At 74.4% G+C, this 20,200-nt stretch carries 16 protein-coding genes and 2 tRNA genes; 7 read left to right on the forward strand and 11 right to left on the reverse strand.

Annotated elements, in window-relative coordinates; translation table 11 throughout:
- Window positions 1–16: 16 nt before the first annotated feature.
- Entirely contained in the window at window positions 17–970 is a 954-nt protein-coding gene (locus BX266_RS30435; protein WP_099905038.1) for a hypothetical protein, read from the reverse strand.
- A 137-nt stretch (window positions 971–1,107) separates the two neighbouring features.
- Here BX266_RS30435 and murQ point away from each other — a divergent pair, with 137 nt between their 5' ends.
- Entirely contained in the window at window positions 1,108–2,064 is a 957-nt protein-coding gene (murQ, locus tag BX266_RS30440; RefSeq protein WP_180290674.1) for an N-acetylmuramic acid 6-phosphate etherase, read from the forward strand.
- Between the two features lie 20 nt (window positions 2,065–2,084).
- Here the strand turns inward: murQ and BX266_RS30445 are convergent, their stop codons facing one another.
- The 3 genes from BX266_RS30445 to BX266_RS30455 form a co-directional block, all read right to left on the reverse strand.
- A complete protein-coding gene (locus BX266_RS30445) occupies window positions 2,085–4,172 on the reverse strand; it encodes a SpoIIE family protein phosphatase (RefSeq protein WP_099905040.1) in 2,088 nt (695 codons plus the stop codon).
- A gap of 250 nt (window positions 4,173–4,422) precedes the next feature.
- The gene (locus tag BX266_RS30450; protein WP_099905042.1) at window positions 4,423–5,103 is read right to left on the reverse strand and encodes a PQQ-binding-like beta-propeller repeat protein; all 681 of its coding nucleotides are present in this window, start codon (window positions 5,101–5,103) and stop codon (window positions 4,423–4,425) included.
- Between the two features lie 67 nt (window positions 5,104–5,170).
- A complete protein-coding gene (locus BX266_RS30455; RefSeq protein WP_099905044.1) occupies window positions 5,171–6,949 on the reverse strand; it encodes an AMP-binding protein in 1,779 nt (592 codons plus the stop codon).
- 261 nt (window positions 6,950–7,210) lie between these two features.
- On the opposite strand from BX266_RS30455, the gene BX266_RS30460 reads away from it, so the two are divergent.
- The 5 genes from BX266_RS30460 to BX266_RS30480 all read left to right on the forward strand — a co-directional run bounded on the left by BX266_RS30460 (window position 7,211) and on the right by BX266_RS30480 (window position 10,874).
- Entirely contained in the window at window positions 7,211–8,443 is a 1,233-nt protein-coding gene (locus tag BX266_RS30460) for a hypothetical protein (protein ID WP_099908492.1), read from the forward strand.
- Window positions 8,427–9,215: a hypothetical protein gene (locus BX266_RS30465; protein ID WP_099905046.1), complete on the forward strand. Its 789-nt coding sequence runs from the start codon at window positions 8,427–8,429 to the stop codon at window positions 9,213–9,215. The genes BX266_RS30460 and BX266_RS30465 overlap by 17 nt, the downstream gene beginning before the upstream one ends.
- Before the next feature lie 61 nt (window positions 9,216–9,276).
- Window positions 9,277–9,351: transfer RNA gene (locus BX266_RS30470), tRNA-Val, on the forward strand.
- A 15-nt stretch (window positions 9,352–9,366) separates the two neighbouring features.
- Window positions 9,367–9,438, forward strand: a tRNA-Ser gene (locus tag BX266_RS30475).
- 38 nt (window positions 9,439–9,476) lie between these two features.
- Window positions 9,477–10,874: an SDR family NAD(P)-dependent oxidoreductase gene (locus BX266_RS30480; protein WP_099905047.1), complete on the forward strand. Its 1,398-nt coding sequence runs from the start codon at window positions 9,477–9,479 to the stop codon at window positions 10,872–10,874.
- 46 nt (window positions 10,875–10,920) lie between these two features.
- On the opposite strand, the gene BX266_RS30485 is transcribed toward BX266_RS30480, so the two are convergent.
- Entirely contained in the window at window positions 10,921–11,682 is a 762-nt protein-coding gene (locus BX266_RS30485; RefSeq protein ID WP_099905049.1) for an SDR family NAD(P)-dependent oxidoreductase, read from the reverse strand.
- A gap of 58 nt (window positions 11,683–11,740) precedes the next feature.
- Entirely contained in the window at window positions 11,741–12,883 is a 1,143-nt protein-coding gene (locus tag BX266_RS30490) for an acyl-CoA dehydrogenase family protein (RefSeq protein ID WP_099905051.1), read from the reverse strand.
- 150 nt (window positions 12,884–13,033) lie between these two features.
- On the opposite strand from BX266_RS30490, the gene BX266_RS30495 reads away from it, so the two are divergent.
- Window positions 13,034–13,630 carry a TetR/AcrR family transcriptional regulator gene (locus BX266_RS30495; protein WP_099905053.1) on the forward strand — a complete coding sequence of 199 codons (597 nt, stop codon included), beginning with the start codon at window positions 13,034–13,036 and terminating at the stop codon, window positions 13,628–13,630.
- A 6-nt stretch (window positions 13,631–13,636) separates the two neighbouring features.
- On the opposite strand, the gene BX266_RS30500 is transcribed toward BX266_RS30495, so the two are convergent.
- From BX266_RS30500 to ccrA, 5 genes are all read right to left on the reverse strand, one after another.
- Entirely contained in the window at window positions 13,637–13,828 is a 192-nt protein-coding gene (locus BX266_RS30500; RefSeq protein ID WP_099905055.1) for a hypothetical protein, read from the reverse strand.
- A gap of 348 nt (window positions 13,829–14,176) precedes the next feature.
- Window positions 14,177–15,181 carry a beta-ketoacyl-ACP synthase III gene (locus tag BX266_RS30505; RefSeq protein ID WP_099905057.1) on the reverse strand — a complete coding sequence of 335 codons (1,005 nt, stop codon included), beginning with the start codon at window positions 15,179–15,181 and terminating at the stop codon, window positions 14,177–14,179.
- Window positions 15,178–17,031 (reverse strand): fatty acyl-AMP ligase, encoded by a 1,854-nt coding sequence (locus BX266_RS30510; protein WP_259464930.1) that lies wholly within the window; start codon window positions 17,029–17,031, stop codon window positions 15,178–15,180. The genes BX266_RS30505 and BX266_RS30510 overlap by 4 nt, the downstream gene beginning before the upstream one ends.
- Window positions 17,032–17,130: 99 nt before the next feature.
- The gene (locus tag BX266_RS30515) at window positions 17,131–18,354 is read right to left on the reverse strand and encodes a cytochrome P450 (RefSeq protein WP_099905060.1); all 1,224 of its coding nucleotides are present in this window, start codon (window positions 18,352–18,354) and stop codon (window positions 17,131–17,133) included.
- A gap of 223 nt (window positions 18,355–18,577) precedes the next feature.
- On the reverse strand, window positions 18,578–19,927 hold the full coding sequence (ccrA, locus tag BX266_RS30520) for a crotonyl-CoA carboxylase/reductase (RefSeq protein WP_180290676.1): 1,350 nt from the start codon (window positions 19,925–19,927) through the stop codon (window positions 18,578–18,580).
- Window positions 19,928–20,200: the final 273 nt, after the last annotated feature.

A 20,200-nucleotide genomic window follows, 5' to 3' on the forward strand; every position in this document is an offset into this window, starting at 1 on the left:
AAGCGAGTTGATGCCGTCAGGCATCCGGGTGGGCATGGCGGCGCACCAGCAGGGCGGTCCCCATCGCGAAGCCGACGACGATCGCGGTGACGCCGAAGGCCAGCCGGAGGGTGGAGGCAGTGCGCGGCTGCGCCGCGGCGTACGGGCCCGGGCCGGTGTCGAGGGCGGCGGCCACGACGGGGGAGCGGCTCGGGTCGGACGGGGCGGTGGTGGCCGGTTCCGGGTCGGGCGTCTCCTCCTCGCCGGGGGAGAGCGCCAGCGCGATGCCGAAGGACGGCGCCGGCGGCTCGGAGGGCGGCGCCGGGATCGGCAGCCCGCTCGCCGCGGCCGGCTCCGTTCCGGCGGGGACGCCCGCCGTGGCCGACGGGCCCGGGTCCGCGCCGGCCGAGCCGGTGGGCGCGGGCGTGCCGGACGGGCCGGGGGCGGACAGGCAACGGAAGCCCGCCTGCGGCCGGTTGTGCCCGTCCAGCAGGCCGACGTCCCGACCCGTGCCGTCGACCAGGGTGTAGGCGGCCACGCCGTCCGTCTCCAGCAGGTACGCGCCCGAGGCGGCCGCAGGCTCCAGGGTGACCCGGGCCCGGTAGGTCAGGGTGCCGCGCGGGGCGATCACCACGGGCTCGGCCGGGCTGAACGCCCAGGCGCCCGCCCCGTGCGTGTCGGAGTCCTGCCAGGCGCCGGTGGCGGGGTCCTGCCACTGCACGGCGAGGCCGTCCGGTGCGGCGTCCGGTGCGGCGTCGTGCGTCAGGGTCAGGGCCAGGGTGCGCACCAGCAGGCGGTACCGGGAGGTCGAGACGACGGTGAACGTCGCCGTGAACCCGTCGCCGGGAGCGACCTTGGCGGGCACCCCGCCGATCGAGGTGACGATCGTGCCGGTGCCCTGCGCCGCCGCAGCCGGCGCCACCGTCCAGAACCCCGCGAACAGCAGCGAGCCGAGCAGCACCGCCGCCGTGCGAATGACGCGCCGCGCCATGGTGAACCCCCGTGTGGGAAGCGTGCGGTGCACCCACCGGCCCGCGTCAGCGCGCAGCCTAGCCAGCGGCACGGGAACGGAACCACCACACGGAGGTCAACGGTCGGGTAACAGTCGCTGCGCTAGGGTCGGGAACCGTGACCGGCACCTCGCACCACCAGCACCCCGCCCCGGCGCAGCTCGGCCCGGCCGCGCTGGCCGCCCTGACCACCGAGGCCCGGCGGCCCGAGCACGCGGAGATCGACCTGCTGCCGACGCAGGAGATCGCCCGCCTGATGAACGCCGAGGACCGCACCGTCCCCGAGGCGGTGGCGGAGCAACTGCCCGCGATCGCCGCGGCGGTGGACGCGATCAGCGAGCGAATGGCACGCGGCGGGCGGCTGATCGAACTCGGCGCGGGCACCGCCGGACGGCTCGGCGTCCTCGACGCCAGCGAATGCCCGCCCACCTTCAACACCGCGCCCGGACAGGTCGTCGGAATGATCGCCGGCGGCCCCGCCGCGATGACCGCCGCGGTCGAGGACGCCGAGGACGACCGGGACGCCGCGGTCGCCGACCTGGCCGCGCTGCGGCTGACCGCCGCGGACACCGTGGTCGCCGTCTCCGCCTCCGGTCGCACCCCGTACGCGCTGGCGGCCGTCGAGTACGCCCGCACCGTCGGCGCGCTCACCGTCGGCCTGGCCTGCAACCCCGGCTCCGCGCTGGCGGCCGCCGCCGACCACGGCATCGAGGTCGTCACCGGGCCCGAACTGCTCTCCGGATCCACCCGTCTGAAGGCCGGCACCGCGCAGAAGCTGGTGCTCAACATGCTCTCGACGATCACCATGATCAGGCTCGGCAAGACCTACGGGAACCTGATGGTCGACGTCCGCGCCACCAACGAGAAACTGCGCGTCCGCAGCCGCCGGATCGTCGCCCTGGCCACCGACGCCGAACCCGCCGCCGTGGACGCCGCACTGGAGGCCACTGGCGGACGGGTCAAGGACGCCGTCCTGCTGCTCCTCGCCGACCTGGACGCCGCTACCGCCGCCGAGCTGCTCGACCGGCACGACGGACGCCTCCGGGACGCCCTGCGCGCGGCGATCACCGCCTGACGCACCGTCAAGAAATTCGGTCAGAGCGCCTGTTCGGCCCAGATGGTCTTGCCGCGCGGCGTGTGCCGGGTGCCCCAGTTGCGGCACAGCTGCGCCACCAGCAGCAGCCCGCGGCCGCCCTCGTCGTCCGACCGGGCGCGGCGCAGGTGCGGGGCGGTGCTGCTGCCGTCGGAGACCTCGCAGATCAGCAGGTCGCCGTCCCGGATCAGCCGGAAGCCGATCGGCGGCAGCCCGTAGCGGATGGCGTTGGTGACCAGCTCGCTGACCACCAACTCGGTGGCGAAGGACGCCTCCTCCACCCCCCAGTCGGCGAGCTTCGCCGCCGCCACCTTCCGGGCCCTGGCCACCTCCGACGGGTCGTGCTGCAGCGGCCAGTCGGCGACGTCCTGCGCGTGCAGCACCCGGGTGCGGGCCAGCAGCAGGGCCACGTCGTCGGTGGAGGCGTCCGGTCCGAGGGTGGCGGCCAGCACCTGGTCGCACAGGTCCTCCAGCGACTCGGCGGGCCCGCCGAGCGCCGAACGCAACCGGTCCAGACCCAGTTCGGGATCGCCGCGCATCTCCGAGGCCCGCAGCAGGCCGTCGGTGAACAGTGCCAGCACGCTGCCCTCCGGAACCTCCAGCTCCACGGCTTCGAAGGGGAGTCCGCCGAGGCCGAGCGGCGGCCCGGGCGGCAGTTCGGGGAACCGCACCACGCCGTCCGCGCCGAGCAGCGCCGGGCCCGGATGCCCGGCCCTGGCCAGCGTGCAGGACCGCGCCACCGGGTCGTACACCGCGTACAGGCAGCTCGCGCCGACACTGCCGCCGGCCCAGGCGGTGCCGCCCTCCGGCTGCTCGTCGAGATCCACCCGCAGCACCAGGTCGTCCAGGTGGGTGAGGAGTTCGTCCGGCGGCATGTCGATGTCGGCGAGCGTGCGGACGGCCGTCCGCAGCCGCCCCATCGCCGCCGAGGCGGCCACCCCGTGGCCGACCACGTCACCCACCACCAGCGCCACCCGGGCGCCGGACAGCGGGATGACGTCGAACCAGTCGCCGCCCACCCCCTCCCGGCCGTTGGCCGGCAGGTAGCGGAACGCCACCTCCACCGCCGCCTGCCGGGGCGTCCGGGACGGCAGCAGCGAACGCTGCAGGGCCAGCGCGGTGTCCCGCTGCTGGGTGTACTGCCGGGCGTTGTCGACGGACAGCGCGGCCCGGGCCGTCAGCTCGGTCGCCAGCAGCAGGTCGTCCTCGTCGAACGGCACCGGCGAACGGTGCCGCAGGAAGATCGCCACCCCGAGCGCCGTCCCGCGCGCCGTCAACGGCACCAGCAGCGCCGAGTGGATGCCGAACGTCGCCGCGGTCCGGGCCCGTTCGGGTTCCTGGCCGAGCCAGGCGCGCAGTCGGGGATTCCGGTAGTCGATGCGCACCGGCTGCCCCGAGGCCAGCACCTGCGCCATCGGCGAATCCGGGGCGATCACGTCCCCGCTGCCCGACGCCACCACCGATTCCGGGCAGCCCGGCAGCACCGAGCTCTGCGCGACCCGGTAGAACACCAGCCCCGCGTCGCTCGCGGGAGCGCCGCCGAACACCGAGTCCAGCAGGTCGACGCCGACGAAGTCCGCGAAGCCCTCCACCGCGACGTCCGCCAACTCCTGCGCGGTGCGGTCCACTTCGAGGGTCGAGCCGATCCGCAGGCCGGCCTCGCCGAGCAGCGCCAGCCGGCGGCGGGCCCGGTCCTCCGGGCCCGCGTCGTCCAGGTCGACGCCCGGCGCCAGCACCGGCCCGGCGGCCGCCCCGGTGCTCACCGCCTGCAGGGGCTGCAGCGGCAGCGCGGAGACCACCCAGCTCGGCTCGCCGCGCGCCGTCCGCACCGGGACCACGCCCAGCTCCACCGAGACCGGGTCGTCCTCGGAACGGGACACCCGCACCATCCCGGTGAACGGCTCGTGCCGCACCACCGCCCGCAGCAGCCCGACCGGCGGATCGCCCGCCAGCAGTTCGAACGCCCGACGCCCCAGCACCTGGCCCGTCCCGAACCCCGACAGCCGCTCGGCCGCCGCCGACCAGCCCGTCACCGCCCCGCCGCCGTCCACCGTGGCCGTCGCCGCCCGGCCCGGTACCCGTGTCGCCATGTCCGCACATTCCCCTTCGGAGCAGCAACCCCCAGGCAATGGCACCAGGATCACCCCTCGGCGTGAGCGCCTCAAACCGCCACGCCGACAACCGGAGGCCCGGTCCGGGCCGACGCCCGCATCGACGTGCGGATACTCCAGCACGTCCCGGAAGAACGCCCGGTCCGCCTCCGCGTCACGGCTGTGGACGACGACGTGTGCTCCGTTGATCATCGGGCCCCGATTCACAGGTCGATCAGCAGGCCGTCCGTCACAGCGTCAGCCTGCGGGTGCGCGTGCTGACGCCCGCCACCTGTCCGACGTACGTCCCCGCGCCGCAGTCCGAGGCGAAGCCGAAGTACACCGCGCCGTCGAGCAGCAGCAGGCCGGTGCGCTGCGCCAGGGTCGCCGGGTTCAACGGGACGCCCGGGCTGTTCACCGGGTCGCCCTGCACGGCCACCGGCCACCCGGCGCGCTCCGCGCCCGTCGCCGCGTCGAGCGCGTGCAGCTGGAACGTCGGGCCGTCCTTGACCTTCGACACCAGGTAGACGCTGCCGCTCGCCGGGTCGTACACCGGCGTGGACAGGACGCCCGTCCCCGGCGAGAGGCAGGCCGTGCTCGACGGGGCGGGAGCGCCGAGCGACCGCTGCCAGCGGACCTTGCCGTCCCCCGCCCCGATCCCGTACACGTGGTTGGTGTCGGTGCCGACGACCACGGTGTCGCCGGCCACCAGCGGCTGGCCGTGGACCGCGCCGTCCACCGCGGTGGACCAGCGGCGGCCGAAGTCGGCCGCCGAGACCTGCTGCGGGCCGAGACCCGGCTCGGCCCGGTCCCGGCCGGTACGCGCGTTGTCGCCCGAGACGGTCGGACTGTCGGCCCGCGACCCCCGGAACGCAGATGCGTCGGAACATGTGAATCGCCTTGGGTGGTGGGGAAGATGAGGGAACGGCAGACACGCCGTCGCCCCGCCCCATTCACCCGCAGGTGACGGCGCTGGTCCGAACGGTCTTCACCGTGCGTCAGGCGTCCTTGAGACCGGGGAAGTCCTCCTCCCAGAACTCGCGCTCGCCGCGGCGCGGGCCCGGGCGGGCGTCGGCGTTCCCGGCGAGCGGGTGCCGCTGCTCCTCCTGGCTGCGCAGTTCGATGCGGCGGATCTTGCCGGAGATGGTCTTCGGGAGGTCGGCGAACTCCAGGCGGCGGATCCGCTTGTAGGGCGCGAGCCGCTTGCGGGTCCAGGCGAGGATGGACTCGGCGGTGTCCGCGTCCGGTTCGTGACCGGGCGTCAGGATGACGTACGCCTTGGGCACGGAGAGCCGCAGCGGGTCGGGCGAGGGGACGACCGCGGCCTCCGCCACCGCCGGGTGCTCGATCAGGACGCTCTCCAGCTCGAACGGCGACAGCCGGTAGTCGCTGCTCTTGAACACGTCGTCGGCCCGGCCGACGAAGGTGTAGTAGCCGTCGGCGTCGCGCTGCGCCACGTCGCCGGTGTGGTAGCGGCCGCCGGCCATGGAGTCGGCGTGCCGCTCCGGGTCGTCCTGGTAGCCCGTCATGAGGCCCAGCGGACGGCCGGCCAGCGGCAGGCACAGTTCGCCGTCGACGCCCTCGCCGGTGACCTCGTCGCCGGTGACCGGGTCGACCAGCACCACCTCGTAGCCGGGCAGCGGGCGGCCCATCGAGCCGGGCTTGACCGGCTGCCCGGGGGTGTTGCCGATCTGCGCGGTGGTCTCCGTCTGGCCGTACCCGTCGCGGAGGGCGACGCCCCAGGCCCGTTCGATCTGCTCGACGACCTCGGGGTTGAGCGGCTCGCCCGCGCCGACGAGCTCGCGCAGCGGCGGCTGCCACTGCCTCAGGTCCTCCAGCAGCAGCATCCGCCACACCGTGGGCGGTGCGCAGAACGAGGTCACCCGGTGGCGGACCAGCGCGTCCAGCAACGGCCGCGCCGAGAACCGCGGCTGGTTGACGATCAGGATCTCCGCGCCGGCGTTCCACGGGGCGAAGAAGTTGCTCCAGGCGTGCTTCGCCCAGCCCGGCGAGGACACGTTCAGGTGGACGTCGCCCGGCTGCAGGCCGATCCAGTACATCGTCGACAGGTGGCCCACCGGGTAGGAGCGATGGGTGTGCTGCACCAGCTTGGGCCGGCTCGTCGTGCCGGAGGTGAAGTAGAGCAGCAGCGGATCCTCGGCGCGGGTGGGCCCGTCCGGGGTGAAGCCGCCGGTGAAGTCGGCGGCCCGGGCGTAGTCCAGCCAGCCGGGCACGGGCGGGCCGACCGCGATCCTGGTCCACTCGCCCTCCTGCCCCGCGAAGTTGGCGGTCAGGGCGGACTCGGCGACGACGTGGCGCACCCGCCCGCGGGTCAGTCGGTCGGCCAGGTCGTCCGGGGTCAGCAGGGTGCTCGCCGGGATCACCACCGCGCCCAGCTTGACCGCCGCGAGCATCACCTCCCACAGGGCCACCTGATTGCCCAGCAGCAGCAGGACGCGGTCCCCGCGGGCCACGCCCCGAGCGCGCAGCCAGCCCGCCGTGCGGTCCGAACGCTCGCTCAGTTCGGCGAAGGTCAGCGCGGTTTCGCGCAGCAGCGTGCCGTCGGCGGCCAGGTCGACGACGCGCAGCCCGACCGCCCGGTTGTCGGCCGCCTCGACGTCGAACCAGTCCAGGGCCCAGTTGAAGTGCTCGCCCGCAGGGCGCGGGAAGGCGCGGGCGGCGTCCAGGTCGCCGCGCGCCCGCAGCAGGTGGTCCCGCGCGGCCCGAAAGTCGCGGTATGCGGCGGAGTCCCGTCGAGCGGCCGTGTCCGGTGCCATCTGTCCGTCCCTGCGTGTCCCACCCCGGCCGCCGCCTCGTTGCCCGGCCGCGGGCATACCGGCACGCTGCCAGCCTCCTGATCATCGGTCAAGGGCGACACCGCCCGCCGCGCCCGGGACTCCCGGCAGCCGGCCGGCACCCGTTGACTGCTCCCGGACCTCCGGGGTCTGATGTCCTTCGACGCCCGGACCGACGGCGGCGTGCACCGGGTCCGGCCGACCGGCCGTCCGTCCGGATCCGTGAACCGCAGGGAGTGTCTGATGTCCAGCACAGGGCCGGCCGAAGCCCGCATCGAGGACGCGGGCGCCGTCCTGGTGGCACCGTCCGCCCTGCACACCGGTGACCCGCTCGGGGACTTCTTCGGGACCGCGCTCACGCCGGAGGAACTCGCCGCCGGCTCCGTCGACCTCGCGGGCAGGACCGTCTTCCTGGCCGGCGACCTGTCGCGCCTCGACGGTCGCCGACTGCGGGCCGCCGCGCGGGTGTTCGCGGTCCGGGAGCTCGCGCAGGGCCGGAGCGCCGACGGGGGCGGACCGTGGACGCCGGTCGGCCTCGGCCGGGTTCCGCGCCGCGTCCACGGCCTCGGCGTGTACTACCCCCGGTTCTTCGAACCCGAGGCCGACCACTTCGGGCGGATCCGGGCGGAGCACGTGTTCCAGTCCCTGACGGAGTCCACCAAGCCGGGGGCGGCGCACCGCAGCGGGATCTACTTGACGCCCGTCCTGCGGGACGGCGACGACCTGCACTTCCGGCTGCTCCGGTGCTCCACCAACCTGTCCGGTCCGACCGAGAACTTCGGGCCCACCGACACCGCCGTCGTCGAGGCCCTGAACCGCGAGGCCGCCGCCCTCTTCCGGGGCCACGCGCCGCTGAACCACGTCCTCGCCCAGATCTACCACAACACCCCGGCCACGGATGGCCGCAAGCAGTCCAAGGCCAGGATCTCGGCCCACGCCGACAAGACCAAGGACATGCCGGCCAACGGCATCATGGCCTTCTGCACGTTCTACGACGGGCTCGACCGGTTGCAGCCGCTGACCGGGGACGCCTTCGACCACGGCGTGCGCGGCGTCAGCGGCCTCACCCGGCTCCGCTTCCGGCTCAAGGACGAACCGGCTCCCGGGCCCGAAGCAGCCGCGCTGCCGGGCCGGTTCACCGTGACGCTGCACCCCGGCTCGGTGTTCTTCATGCCGCTCTCCACCAACCGCCGCTACGCGCACGAGATCCGTCCCTCGGCGCTGGACGCCGAACTGCTCCCGACCCGCCTCGGATACGTGGTGCGGTGCTCCGGCGCCGAAGCCGTCCACGCGGACGGCCGCACCTTCCTCAAGACCGCCGACGGGCCGGTGGAGTTGGGACCGCCCACCCCGGACGGCATGGACGAACTGCGCAGGCTGTACGCGGCGGAGAACCGGACCTCGGCCGTCATCGACTACGGCGACCGGTTCCGCTTCAGCATGAACGCGGGGGACTACCGTGCCCCTCGGCCCTAGCCTCCCGGACGGCATCGCCGCCCACCTGCTGCCCACCGAGGGCGACCTGTTCGCCGAACTGTCCGCCTCGGTCGAACTGGAGGACGTCGGGAAGGGCCGGCGGGGCGCCGTGCTGGCGCGCACCGACGAGGCGGGCGGGGTGCCGCTGGTGCGCACCACCACCCGGTACGGAAGCCCGGCCCAGCCCTTCCGGGCGGTGCACGACCGGCTGGCGCAGCGGATCCGGGAACGGGCGGCGCTCCCGGCCGGCTTCAACAACGCGCTCGTCGAGTGCTGCACGAACGCGTACACCACCATGGGCGCGCACTCCGACCAGGCGCTCGACCTGGCCGAGGAGTCGTCCATCGCCGTCTTCTCCTGCTACCGGGACCCGGCGGGCCCGCCGCGGAAGCTGAAGTTCGAGGCGAAACGGCCCGGCGGCGAGCGGTTCGAGATTCCGCTCGTGCACCACGGCGTGGTGGTGTTCTCCGTCGCGACGAACCGCCGGTTCAAGCACCGCATCGTCCTGGAGCCACCCGTCCCGGCGGCGGACAACCAGTGGCTGGGCGTCACCTTCCGGACCTCGAAGACCCTCGTCCGGTACCGCGACGGGCAGGCGTATCTGCCGGACGGCGGACGCCTCACCCAGGCCGACGAGGAGCAGCAGCGCGAGTTCTACCGACTGCGGCGCGCGGAGAACAACGAGACCGACTTCCGCTACCCGGCGCTGACGTACACCGTGAGCGCGAGCGATCTGATGCCGCCCACCCCGGCCCCGGGGCCGGCGGTCTGACGGCCCGGCGGGAAAGCGTTTGCCGACTGCCCCGGGTGCCCCGATAGCATCCGTGGCACCTACCGGGCGTGGGCGCAGAGGCAGACGCGCCGCCCTCACAAGGCGGATCACGCCGGTTCGAATCCGGCCCCCGGGAGGCTCTCCGAACGACGGCCCGTGGCGCAGCGGTTGACGCGCCGCACTGCTCCTGCGGAACGCACCGGATCGACTCCGGTCGGGCCCGCCGTCGCTGACCCACCGCCACCTCCGGAGGAGGACCCGATGACCACGTTCGACGCCGCCGACCTGCCCGACGAGGCCGAGCTCGCCGCCCTCGAACGGACCGTCGGCCGCCTGCGGGCCCTTCCGGTCGACCACCCGGCGCGACTGCGCGTCGAGCACACCGCCTACTCCTTCGTCCGCGACGGCCGGCACCAGCGTCGCCGCGACCGGCGCGCCCGGGCCGCCCGGGTCGACGCCGCGCTGCTCGCCGCCACCGCCACCGGCGGCACCGACCGGCGCGAGGACGCCCCGCTGCCCACCGCACCAGGCCACCTGCCGATCGGGGAGCTGAGCCGGCCGCAGCGGTGCTACGTCTGCAAACAGCACTACCGGCAGGTCGACGGCTTCTACCACCAGCTCTGCCCGCCGTGCGCCGCCGACCACACCGCGCGCCGCGCGCTGCGCACCGACCTCACCGGGCGGCGGGTGCTGCTCACCGGCGGACGCGTCAAGATCGGGTTCCAGCTGGCCCTGATGATGCTCCGCGACGGCGCCGAACTGATCGTCACCAGTCGCTTCCCGCACGACACCCTGCGCCGCTTCGCTGCCGCCGAGGGCAGCTCCCGGTGGCTGGACCGCCTGCGGATCGTCGGGATCGACCTGCGCGACCCCCGCCAGGTGCTCGGCCTGTGCGAGCAACTGCGGAGCGAGGGACGTCCGTTGGACATCCTGGTGAACAACGCCGCGCAGACCCTGCGCCGCCCGCCCGAGTCGTACGCGCTGCTCGCCGCCGGCGAGCACGGCCCGACACCGGCGCAGGTCGGGCACGCGCCCGGCTTCCGCCCGATGCCGGCCCTCACCGCGGCCTGGCCGGCCGCGGAACTGACGGAGCCCCGGGGCGGGGCGACGCAGGTCGCAGCGGTCGACGGGTGGTCCACCGCGGTGGACGAGGCCGGGCTGCTGCCCGACCTCGCGCCGCGCAACTCCTGGTCGGCGCGGCTCGGCGAGCTGGACCCGGCGGAGGTGCTGGAGGCGCAACTGGTCAACGCGCTCGCGCCGGCGCTGCTGTGCGACCGGCTGCTGCCGCTGCTGGAGGCGTCGCCGCACCCCGCCCGGTACATCGTCAACGTGTCTGCCGTGGAGGGCCGGTTCGCGGCCCGCAACAAGACGCCGGGCCACCCGCACACCAACATGGCGAAGGCCGCGCTCAACATGCTCACCCGCACCAGCGCCGCCGACCTGGCCCGCCGCGGCATCCACATGTGCGCTGTCGACACCGGCTGGATCACCGACGAGAACCCCGCACCGAAGAAGTCCCGGATCGCCGACCGCGGCTTCCGCACCCCGCTGGACATCGTCGACGGCGCGGCCCGGGTCTACGACCCGATCGTCCGCGGCGAGGCCGGCCGGCCGTACGCCGGGGTGTTCCTGAAGGACTACCAGGTCGCCGACTGGTGACGCGTCGGGCGACCGGGCGACCGGGCCGGGCGATCGGGTGCGCGGGTCAGCGGGCGGACATCCGCAGGGCACCGTCCATCCGGATGGTCTCGCCGTTGAGGTAGTCGTGGTCGGCGACCACCGCCACCAGGCGGGCGTACTCCTCGGGATGGGCGAGGCGCTGCGGGAAGGTGACGGTGGCGGCCAGCCCGGCCCGGATCTCGTCGGAGAAGCTCGCCATCATCGGGGTGTCGACGATGCCGGGGGCGATGGTCACCACGCGGATGCCGAACTGGGCCAGGTCGCGGGCCGCGGTGATGGTCATGCCGGCCACGCCGGCCTTGGACGCGGCGTACGCGATCTGGCCGACCTGGCCCTCGAACGCGGCGATGGAGGCGGTGTTGACGACCAGTCCGCGCTGCCCGGCGCCGTCCGGCTCCTGGGCGGACATCGCCTCGGCGGCCAGCCGCATGACGTTGAAGGTGCCGATCAGGTTGACGTTCAGCACGGTGCGGAACAGGTCCAGGTCGTGCGGGCCGCGGCGGCCGACGATCCGCGCGGACGGGGCGATGCCCGCGCAGTTCACCGCCAGCCGCAGCGGGCGGCCGTCGGCGGCGATCCGGGCCAGTGCCTCGCGCACCGGCTGCTCCTCGGTGACGTCCGCACCGAGCAGGGTGACGCCGTCGGGCTGTGCGGGGGCGGACTCCACGGCCTTCGGCAGGTCCAGGCCGTAGACCTGGGCGCCGAGCGAGGCGAGGTGGGCGGCGGTGGCCGCGCCGAGGCCGGAGGCCGCGCCGGTGACCAGGGCGGCGGTGCCGGAGAGCTGCATGGGGGAAAGCCCTTTCCGATGGGGTGGTGACGAACCGTCGAACGGTGGTCGAGCAGGGTCAGCGGGCGGCGAACTGGCGGCTGATCACCAGGCGCTGGATCTGGTTGGTGCCCTCGAAGATCTGCATGATCTTCGCCTCGCGCATGTACCGCTCCACCGGGAAGTCCCGGGTGTAGCCGTACCCGCCGAGCACCTGCACCGCGTCGGTGGTGACCTTCATCGCGGCGTCGGTGGCGATCAGCTTGGCCACGCTGGCCTGCCGGCTGAACGGGCGGCCCAGGTCGCGCCGGCGCGCCGCGTCCAGGTAGGTGGCGCGGGCGGAGTCGACGGCCGCCGCCATGTCGGCCAGCAGGAAGCCCAGGCCCTGGTGGTCGACGATCCGTCGGCCGAAGGTGGTCCGCTCGTTGGCGTACGCGACGGCGGTGTCCAGGGCGGCCTGGGCCAGGCCGGTGGCGCAGGCCGCGATGCCGAGCCGGCCGGAGTCGAGGGCGGAGAACGCGATCGGCAGGCCCTGGCCCTCGGAGCCGATCAGCCGCTCCGGCTCCAGCAGCGCGCCGTCCCAGTACGCGGCGGTGGTGGGCACCGCGCTGAGGCCCATCTTCTCCTCCGGCGCGCCGAAGGTCAGGCCGTCGACCTGACCGGGCGCCAGGAAGCAGGACACCCCGTGCGGGCCGGGCGCGGTGCGCGCGAACAGGGCGTAGAAGTCCGCCTTGCCGCCGTGCGTGATCCAGGCCTTGGTGCCGGTGATCCGGTAGCCGTCCTCGACCGGCTCGGCCTTGCAGGTCAGCGCCGCCGCGTCGGATCCGGCGTTCGGCTCGGACAGGCTGTAGCCGCCGACCAGCTCGCCCGCCAGCATCTGCGGCAGCCAGCGGTCCTTCTGCCCGGGCCTGCCGAACGCGTTGAGCGGGTGGCAGGCCAGCGTGTGCACGCTGGTGGCCACCGCGACCGCGGCCCATCGCGCGGCCAGCTCCTCCAGGACCTGCAGGTACACCTCGTACGGCTGGCCGCCGCCGCCGAACTCCTCCGGGTACGGCAGGCCGAGCAGCCCGGCCTGGCCGAGCAGCTTGAACAGGCCCTCGGGGTAGCGCTCCTGCTTCTCGTGGGACTCCACCTTCGGGGCGAGTTCCTTGTCGGCGAGATCGCGGGTCAACGCGATCAGGTCGGCGGCTTCTTCGGTGGGAAGCAAGCGATCCACAGCCATGTTCCGGCTCCAAGCGGTACGCAAAGCGGTACGTCAGTACCGGAAAGCGTAGCGCAGTGGAGCCGGGCTCGGGCATCCCCGGAGCGGGCCGCGTCACGCACCGGGGCGGGAGTCTGCCGGGCTGCAAGGGCCGACTGTCATACTGGCCGGGTGATCGACAGCGCTGCCGGCCCCCGGCCCACCGGACGGGGAGCCGCCCGCCGCACCGCCCTCTTCGAGGAACTGGTGGATCTGTTCGTGGCCGAAGGCTTCGCGCAGTTCACCCTGGACGACCTGGCCGCCCGGCTGCACTGCTCCAAGCGGACGCTGTACGGGCTGGCCGGCTCCAAGGAACAACTGGTCCGAGCGGCCGTGGTGCACTTCTTCCGCAGCGCCACCGCCCGGGTGGAGGCCGCGCTCGCCGCCGAGACCGACCCCGCCGAGCGGCTGGCCGCCTACCTGCGCACCGTCTCCGCCGAACTGGCCCCCGGCTCGGCCCGGTTCTTCGACGACCTGGCCGCGTTCGAACCCGCCGCCGAGGTGTACGGCCGCAACACCCGCGCCGCCGCGCGGCAGATCCAGCGGCTGATCGACGACGGGGTGGCGGCGGGCGCGTTCCGCGAGACCCACGTGGCCTTCGCCGCCGACGTGATCAGCTCGGTGATGGTGCGCATCCAGCAGCGCCAGGTCGCCGCCGCCACCGGCCTGGCCGACGCCGAGGCGTACGGGCACCTGGCGGAACTGCTGCTGCACGGCCTGCTGCGCTGAGCCGGCTCACACCTGACCGGCCGCCCGCTCCTGGTCGGCCGCGGCGGGCCTCCCGGGCGTTCCGGGCCGAGCGGCGCCGGTGTCGCCGATGACGTCGCAGACCGGGCAGCGCCCGCCCTCGCGGACCTTGCCGCACTCCTCGCAGACCAGGTTGAGGAAGCAGGCGGGCTCGCCGCCCTCGCGTTCGATCGGCTCCATGCTCACCAGTGTGCCGCGCGGCCTGCCCGGCGCGATCGCCGGACCGTCAGATCGGGATGCACCGATCCGCCCGTCCTGGACACCGGCTGGCCCGGTACCGGCGCCGGCGCCCACCGGTACGGCATCCCCGACCCGGGCGACGACGGGCCGGACCGGCTGCGGCCGAGCGCCCTGAGCACGTCGAACGGGACCGCCGCGTTCACCCCCAGGGCCGGGCGGCAACCGGCTGGAGAGCCGCGAACAGGCGCACCGGGGTCCCGGGACCCCGGGTCCCGGTGGTCGCCGACCATCCGCGGGTGGCGGCCGCAGACCGCCGCCAGGTAGCGGCGGCGGCCCGGGTGGCGGCGCTCAGGGCAGCGTCACCACCTGCGCGGCGAAGCTCAGACCCGCGCCGAAGCCGACGAGCAGCGCCAGCCCGCCCGGGCCCGCCGCGCCCTCGCTGAGCAGCCGCTCCATCGCGAGCGGCACGGACGCCGCCGACGTGTTGCCGGTGTCGACCACGTCCCGGGCCACCGCGACCGAGGGCGGCAGCCGGAGCGCGGTGGCCGCCGCGTCCACGATCCGCAGGTTGGCCTGGTGCGGGACGAACGCCGACAGCTCCCCGGCGGACACCCCGGCCGCGGCCAGCGCCTCCCGGCCCACCCGCGGCACCGTCTCCACCGCCCAGCGGAACACCGTCTGACCCTCCATCCGGAGCGTCGGCCACGGCGGCGGGTCCGCCGAGCGCAGCGCCCGCCAGCCGTGCGCGTGGGCGATCGCCCCCGGGCGGGAGCCGTCCGCGCCCCACACCACCGGGCCGATTCCCGGCGCCTCGGCCGGGCCGACCACCACCGCGCCCGCGCCGTCGCCGAACAGGAACGCGGTGCCCCGGTCGGCGGGGTCGATCAGGTCGCTCATCCGCTCCGCGCCGACCACCACCACGTGCCGGCTGTGTCCGGAGCGGACCAGGCCGTCCGCGAGCGCCAGCGCGTGGCAGAACCCGGCGCAGGCCGCGCCCAGGTCGACCGCGCCGGCGCCGGTCGCGCCGATCAGGTGGGCCACCCGGGGCGCGGCGGGCGGTGACTGCTCCAGGTGGGACATGGTGGCGAGCAGGACGGTGTCGACCGCGTCCGGCGCGACCCCGGCGTGCGCCAGGGCCTTCACGGCCGCCGCCGAGGCCATCGACACCAGGGTTTCGTCCGGTCCGGCGAAGCGGCGGGCGGCGATCCCGGAGCGGCGCCGGATCCACTCGTCGCTGGAGTCGATCGCGGGCGCCACCTCCGCGTTGCCGACCACCCGGGTGGGCCGGTACGCCCCCACGCCGAGGATCCGTGCCCCCGCGACCGGCACGGACGCCCGCAGCAGGCCGGTCACCGGCCGGCCTCCACCCGTTCGTGCGGGGCGGCGGCCCCGGCCGTCCCGAACTCGCCGTCCAGGTACCGGCGCCGGGTCTCGCGGCGCTGCACCTTGCCGCTGGAGGTCTTCGGCAGCGAGCCGCGGCGCACCAGCAGGATCTCGTCCGCCTCCAGCCGCTGGTTCTCGTGCACGGCACGGCGTATCCGCTCGCGCAGCCGGTCGCCGCCGCCGCGCAAGGTCCGGCCGTCGGCCTCCACCACCAGCACCAGGCGTTCGTGGGCGCCGTCGTCGGCGGAGAACGCCGCCGCGCAGTTCGGGTGCAGGCCCGGGTCGGCGCTCTCGGCGGACAGTTCGATGTCCTGCGGGTAGAAGTTGCGGCCCTGACGGATCACCACGTCCTTGATCCGGCCCGTGACGAACAGCTCGCCGCCGTGCCGGAAGCCCAGGTCCCCGGTGCGCAGCCAGCTGCGGTCCTCGGTCCGGTCGGCCCGGCCGGCCCGGAAGGTCTGCTCGGACTCCGCGGGGCGGCCGTGGTAGCCGGCGGCCACGCACGGGCCGCTGACCCAGATCTCGCCGACCCGGCCGTCCGGCAGGGTGGTGCGGGTCTCCGGGTCGACGATCCGCACCAGGCTGTCGCCGACCACGGTGCCGCAGCCGACGGCGGGCACCGCCTGCGGGCCGTCGCCGGACGGCAGTTCGACGGCCCGGCCGGACCGCAGCTCCTCGGCGGACAGCCACAGCACGGTCGGCGGCCGGTCCTCCGGGCTGCCGGTGGCCTTCAGGGTGTTCTCCGCCAGCCCGTAGCCCGGGCACATCGCCTCCGGGCGGAACCCGGCCGGGGCCAGGGTGTCGGTGAAGAACCTGACGGTCTGCCAGCGCACCGGCTCCGCGCCGTTCGCCGCCACCCGCCAGGAGGACAGGTCCAGGCCCGGCGGGAAACCGCCTTCCGCCACCGCCCGCGCGCACAGCTCGTAGGCGAAGCTCGGCGCCGCCGCGTGCGTGCCGCCGAACCGGGACACCGCCTCCAGCCAGCGCACCGGCCGCCGGATGAACGCGTCCGGCGCCATCAGGTACGACGGGATGCCCGCCCACAGCGGCAGCACCACCCCGAACAGCATCCCCATGTCGTGGAAGAGCGGCAGCCAGTTCACCACCCGGGCGTCGCCCCGGCACGGCCACAGCCGGTCGGTCTCGTCCACGTTGGCGCCGAAGTTGGCGTGGGTGACCCGGACGCCCTTCGGCGTCCCGGTCGACCCCGAGGTGTACTGCAGCAGCGCCAGCTCCTCCGACCCGATCGGCCGGGGTCGCCAACTCGCTACCGCCGCCGGGTCGGTGCGCTCCGCCGCAGCGGCCAGCGAAGCGGGATCGTGCAGGGTCAGGCCCGCCAGCTCGGGCAGGTCGCCGAAGCGCTCCTCCAGATCCCGCTTCACCTCCGCCGTGGTCAGCACCAGCGAGGTGCCGGCGTCGTCCGCGATCGCCCGCAGCCGCGCCAACCCCCGGGCCCGGGAGGGCACCTGAACCGGCGCCGCCGCCACCCCCGCGTACATGCAGCCCAGCAGGTCCGCGACGAAGCCCAGCCCCGACGGGTGCAGCAGCACCACGCTGCGCCCCGCCGGCCCCAGCCCCGTCAGCCGGGCCGCGACCGCCCGGGCCCGGACGTCCAGCTGACGGTAGGTCAGCGTGTCGCCGACCTCCTCGCCGTTGTGCAGGAAGGCGTACGCCAACTCGTCCGGCTGCTCGGCGGCCCGCCGCGCCAGCACGTCCGGCAGGCTCGGGAGCGTGCGCGGCGCGGCCTCGCTGGGCAGTGCGCGCGCTGCGGCACCGCTCGGGAGTGCGTGCGCCGCGGCACCGGGAACGCGATCGGTCATCTCAGGCATCCTCATTCGCTACTCGCTGCGGGCCGGGCGGGTCCGGCGGAATCGATCAAGGGCCGACCGGAGCTCGACCGGGGCTCGATCAGGCCGCGATCAGGCCGCGACCAGGTGCACCGGAAGGCGGGTCAGGCCGTGGAACTGGTAGGAGCGCAGCCGCCGCGAAGGGCCGGCCGGGACGAACTCGGCCACCTGCTCCACCAGCGTGCCGAGCATCAACTCGACCTCCAGCAGGGCGAGGTGGCGGCCGATGCAGAAGTGCGGACCGCCGCCGCCGAACCCCAGGTGCGGGTTCGGGTCGCGGCCCACGTCGAAACGGAACGGGTCGTCGAACACCTGCTCGTCGCGGTTGGCGGAGGTCAGGTGGGCGACCACCTTGTCGCCCGCCCGGATCAGCCGGCCGCCGACCTCCACGTCACTCACCGCGGTCCGCCGGAACACCTTCGTCGGGGTCTCCCAGCGGACCACCTCCTCGGCGGCGGTGGCCAGCAGCGACGGGTCGGCCTTCAGGCGCGCCCACTGCTCGGGGTGCGCCATCAGGGCCTGCACGCCGCCCGCGATCGCGTACCGGGTGGTCTCGTTGCCGGCCACCGCCAGCAGCACGAAGAACGCCTGGAACTCCTGCTCGGACAGCTGGTTGCCGTGCGAATCGGGGCTGACCAGCCGGGACACGATGTCCCCGGCCGGGCAGCCGCGCCGCTGCGCGCCGAGCACCGCCGCGAACCGGCCCATCTCCTGGGCGGCGACCCGCGCGGCCACCGCGCCGCCGCCCGCCGGGTCGGCCTCCGCCGCCACGCCCTTCGACCAGGCGAAGAGCTTCGGCCGCTGCTCCTGCGGCACGCCCATCAGCTCGGCGATGACCGCGATCGGCAGCTCGGCGGCGACCGCCTCGACGAAGTCCACCTCGTCGCGGCGCAGCGCCTCGCCGACGATCCGCTCGCACTCGGCCGCGATCCGGTCGCGCAGCCGTTCGACCATCCGCGGGGTGAACCCGCGGTTGACCAGGCTGCGCACCCGGCTGTGCTGCGGGGCATCCTGATTGATCATCATCAGCCGCTGCATGCCGACGGCGACCTCGTCGTACTCCATCGGCTGGGCGCCGGCCAGCGCGGAGGAGAACAGCTCGGGCTTGCGGGCGATCCACGACACGTCGGCGTGCCGGGTCACCGCCCAGTGTCCGGTGGGCAGTTGCGGGTCGGGCTGCCAGTGCACCGGCTCCTGGCTGCGGAGCACGGCGAAGTCGTGGTGCGGCGGGGTCGGAACGTACCGGTCGGGGTCGAACACGTCGATCTCGGACGGTGCGTCGGTGTGCGGTGCCATGGGAATCTCCTCGGACGTACGTCTGCTGACGGTTGCGGCGGGCCCGCGGCTGCGGGGGCAGCGGCGGACGCCGTCGCGAGGTGCGGCTCGGTCGGTCAACGAGGGCGAGTGCGGTTCCGGTGTGACGGGCGTGTTTCAGGTCGGGCGGGTTTCAGGTCGGACCGGTCTCCGGTCGGGCGGGTCCCCGGGGCCGGCGGGTACCGGGTCGGGCGGGCGGCCGGGCTCAGCCGGCCAGGGCGGGGGTGCGGTCCTCGGCCAGCGGGCTGAGCCAGTCCTCGCCGAGCCGGGCCCGGGTGACCGGGTCGGTGACGCCGAGCCCGGGCCGGTCGGCCAGGCAGAGCACGCCGACCTTGCCGGTGTGGCTGTTGGTCTGGACGAGCCGGGCGGCCTCGCCGACCTCCGCCAGCGGGTACGAACGGGACACCACCGGGGCGAGCAGCCCCAGCTTGTACAGGCGCATCATCTCGGCCGCCTCGCCCAGGTTCATGCCGTGACTGCCGACGATGCGCTTCAGGTTCATCCAGAAGTAGCGGTTGTCGAAGGTGTGCTGGTAGCCGGTGCTGGAGCCGCAGGTCACCACGGTGCCGCCGCGGCGGGCCGCGATCACCGAGATGCCGAAGGTGGCCTTCCCGACGTGGTCGAACACCACGTGCGGGTCCTCGCCGACCTGCGAGCGGATCGCCCGACCGAGGCGCTTGGCCAACTCCACGGTCTCCTGGGCGGATTCGGGGGCCTTGCCGATGCCGATCTCCTCGCGGTTGATCACGAAGTCGCAGCCCAGCCGGCGGACCAGCTCCGCCTTCCGCTCGGAGTTGACCACCCCGACCGGGATGCCGCCGCCGTTCTTCACCAGCTGCACGGCGAACGCGCCCAGTCCACCGCTGGCGCCCCAGATCAGCACGATGTCGCCCTGCTTGATCCTGGCTCCCTTCTCGCTGACCAGCATCCGGTACGCCGTGCCGCCGCAGAGCGGGATGCTCGCGGTCTCCTCCCAGGTCAAGTGCGGCGGCTTGGCGACCAGTTGGCTGGCCCGCACCACCGTGTAGTGGGCCAGGCCGCCGAAGTTGGTCTCGTACCCCCACGCCTTCTGGTCGGCGCCGAGCATGCCGTCGGAGTGGGTCACCGGGTCCTGGTCGTCCACGACGGCGGTGGACACCGCCACGTGGTCGCCGACCTGCCAGCGCCGCACGCCCGCGCCGGTGCGCACCACCACGCCCGCCGCGTCCGAACCGATCACCTGGTACGGCTGGTCGTGCCGCGCCTGCCAGCCGCCGGAGCGGGCGAAGCGGCGCAGCGCGTCGAAGGTGGAGACGGGCTCGAAGGTCGCCGACCACACGGTGTTGTAGTTCACCGAACTGGCCATCACCGCCACCAGGACCTCGTCCGGGGCCAGCTCGGGCAGCGGCACCCGGCCCACGTGCAGGGAGCGGCGGACGTCCTTGTCCGCAACACCGCGAAACATCTCGACATCTTGCCGAAGCAAATGCGCTGCGGTGTAATCCTGCGGCAATGGAAGTCGCGCCAACTCCTCCGGCGGAGCGTTGCGCAGTACTGCCTCGGTCAACTCGTCCATCTGCATTCCCTCCGCCGCCGAGGGCGGCAATCAGGCAGGTCGGAAAGGCCGTCATCGACGCTACGTGAGGCCCGTCCGAACTGAGAACCCCTAACGCTCCGCGGGGCGGCAGGAGGAGCGAACTCGCTGGTCAGTGGCGCGGGTTCGGCGCAGTGAGGGGGTCGCACCCCGGTTCGCGGGCGCTCGGGGCGCGGTGGAATAGGGGTGGACCGGAATTGCCGGGGCTGCCGATACTTCACAGGGCGCGGCACCGCACCGGAATTCCGCGGCGCT

Origin of the sequence: Streptomyces sp. TLI_171 (assembly GCF_003610255.1) — a bacterium.
Lineage (GTDB): Bacteria > Actinomycetota > Actinomycetes > Streptomycetales > Streptomycetaceae > Kitasatospora.

Coding starts and splice junctions, on each gene's coding strand:
- BX266_RS30435 (WP_099905038.1), bottom strand. CDS start 970: ATGGCGCGGCGCGTCATTCGCACGGCGGCGGTGCTGCTCGGCTCGCTG.
- BX266_RS30510 (WP_259464930.1), bottom strand. CDS start 17,031: ATGACCGATCGCGTTCCCGGTGCCGCGGCGCACGCACTCCCGAGCGGT.
- BX266_RS30515 (WP_099905060.1), bottom strand. CDS start 18,354: ATGGCACCGCACACCGACGCACCGTCCGAGATCGACGTGTTCGACCCC.
- BX266_RS30490 (WP_099905051.1), bottom strand. CDS start 12,883: ATGGCTGTGGATCGCTTGCTTCCCACCGAAGAAGCCGCCGACCTGATC.
- BX266_RS30485 (WP_099905049.1), bottom strand. CDS start 11,682: ATGCAGCTCTCCGGCACCGCCGCCCTGGTCACCGGCGCGGCCTCCGGC.
- BX266_RS30500 (WP_099905055.1), bottom strand. CDS start 13,828: ATGGAGCCGATCGAACGCGAGGGCGGCGAGCCCGCCTGCTTCCTCAAC.
- ccrA (WP_180290676.1), bottom strand. CDS start 19,927: ATGGACGAGTTGACCGAGGCAGTACTGCGCAACGCTCCGCCGGAGGAG.
- BX266_RS30460 (WP_099908492.1), top strand. CDS start 7,211: ATGTCCAGCACAGGGCCGGCCGAAGCCCGCATCGAGGACGCGGGCGCC.
- BX266_RS30480 (WP_099905047.1), top strand. CDS start 9,477: ATGACCACGTTCGACGCCGCCGACCTGCCCGACGAGGCCGAGCTCGCC.
- BX266_RS30455 (WP_099905044.1), bottom strand. CDS start 6,949: ATGGCACCGGACACGGCCGCTCGACGGGACTCCGCCGCATACCGCGAC.
- BX266_RS30445 (WP_099905040.1), bottom strand. CDS start 4,172: ATGGCGACACGGGTACCGGGCCGGGCGGCGACGGCCACGGTGGACGGC.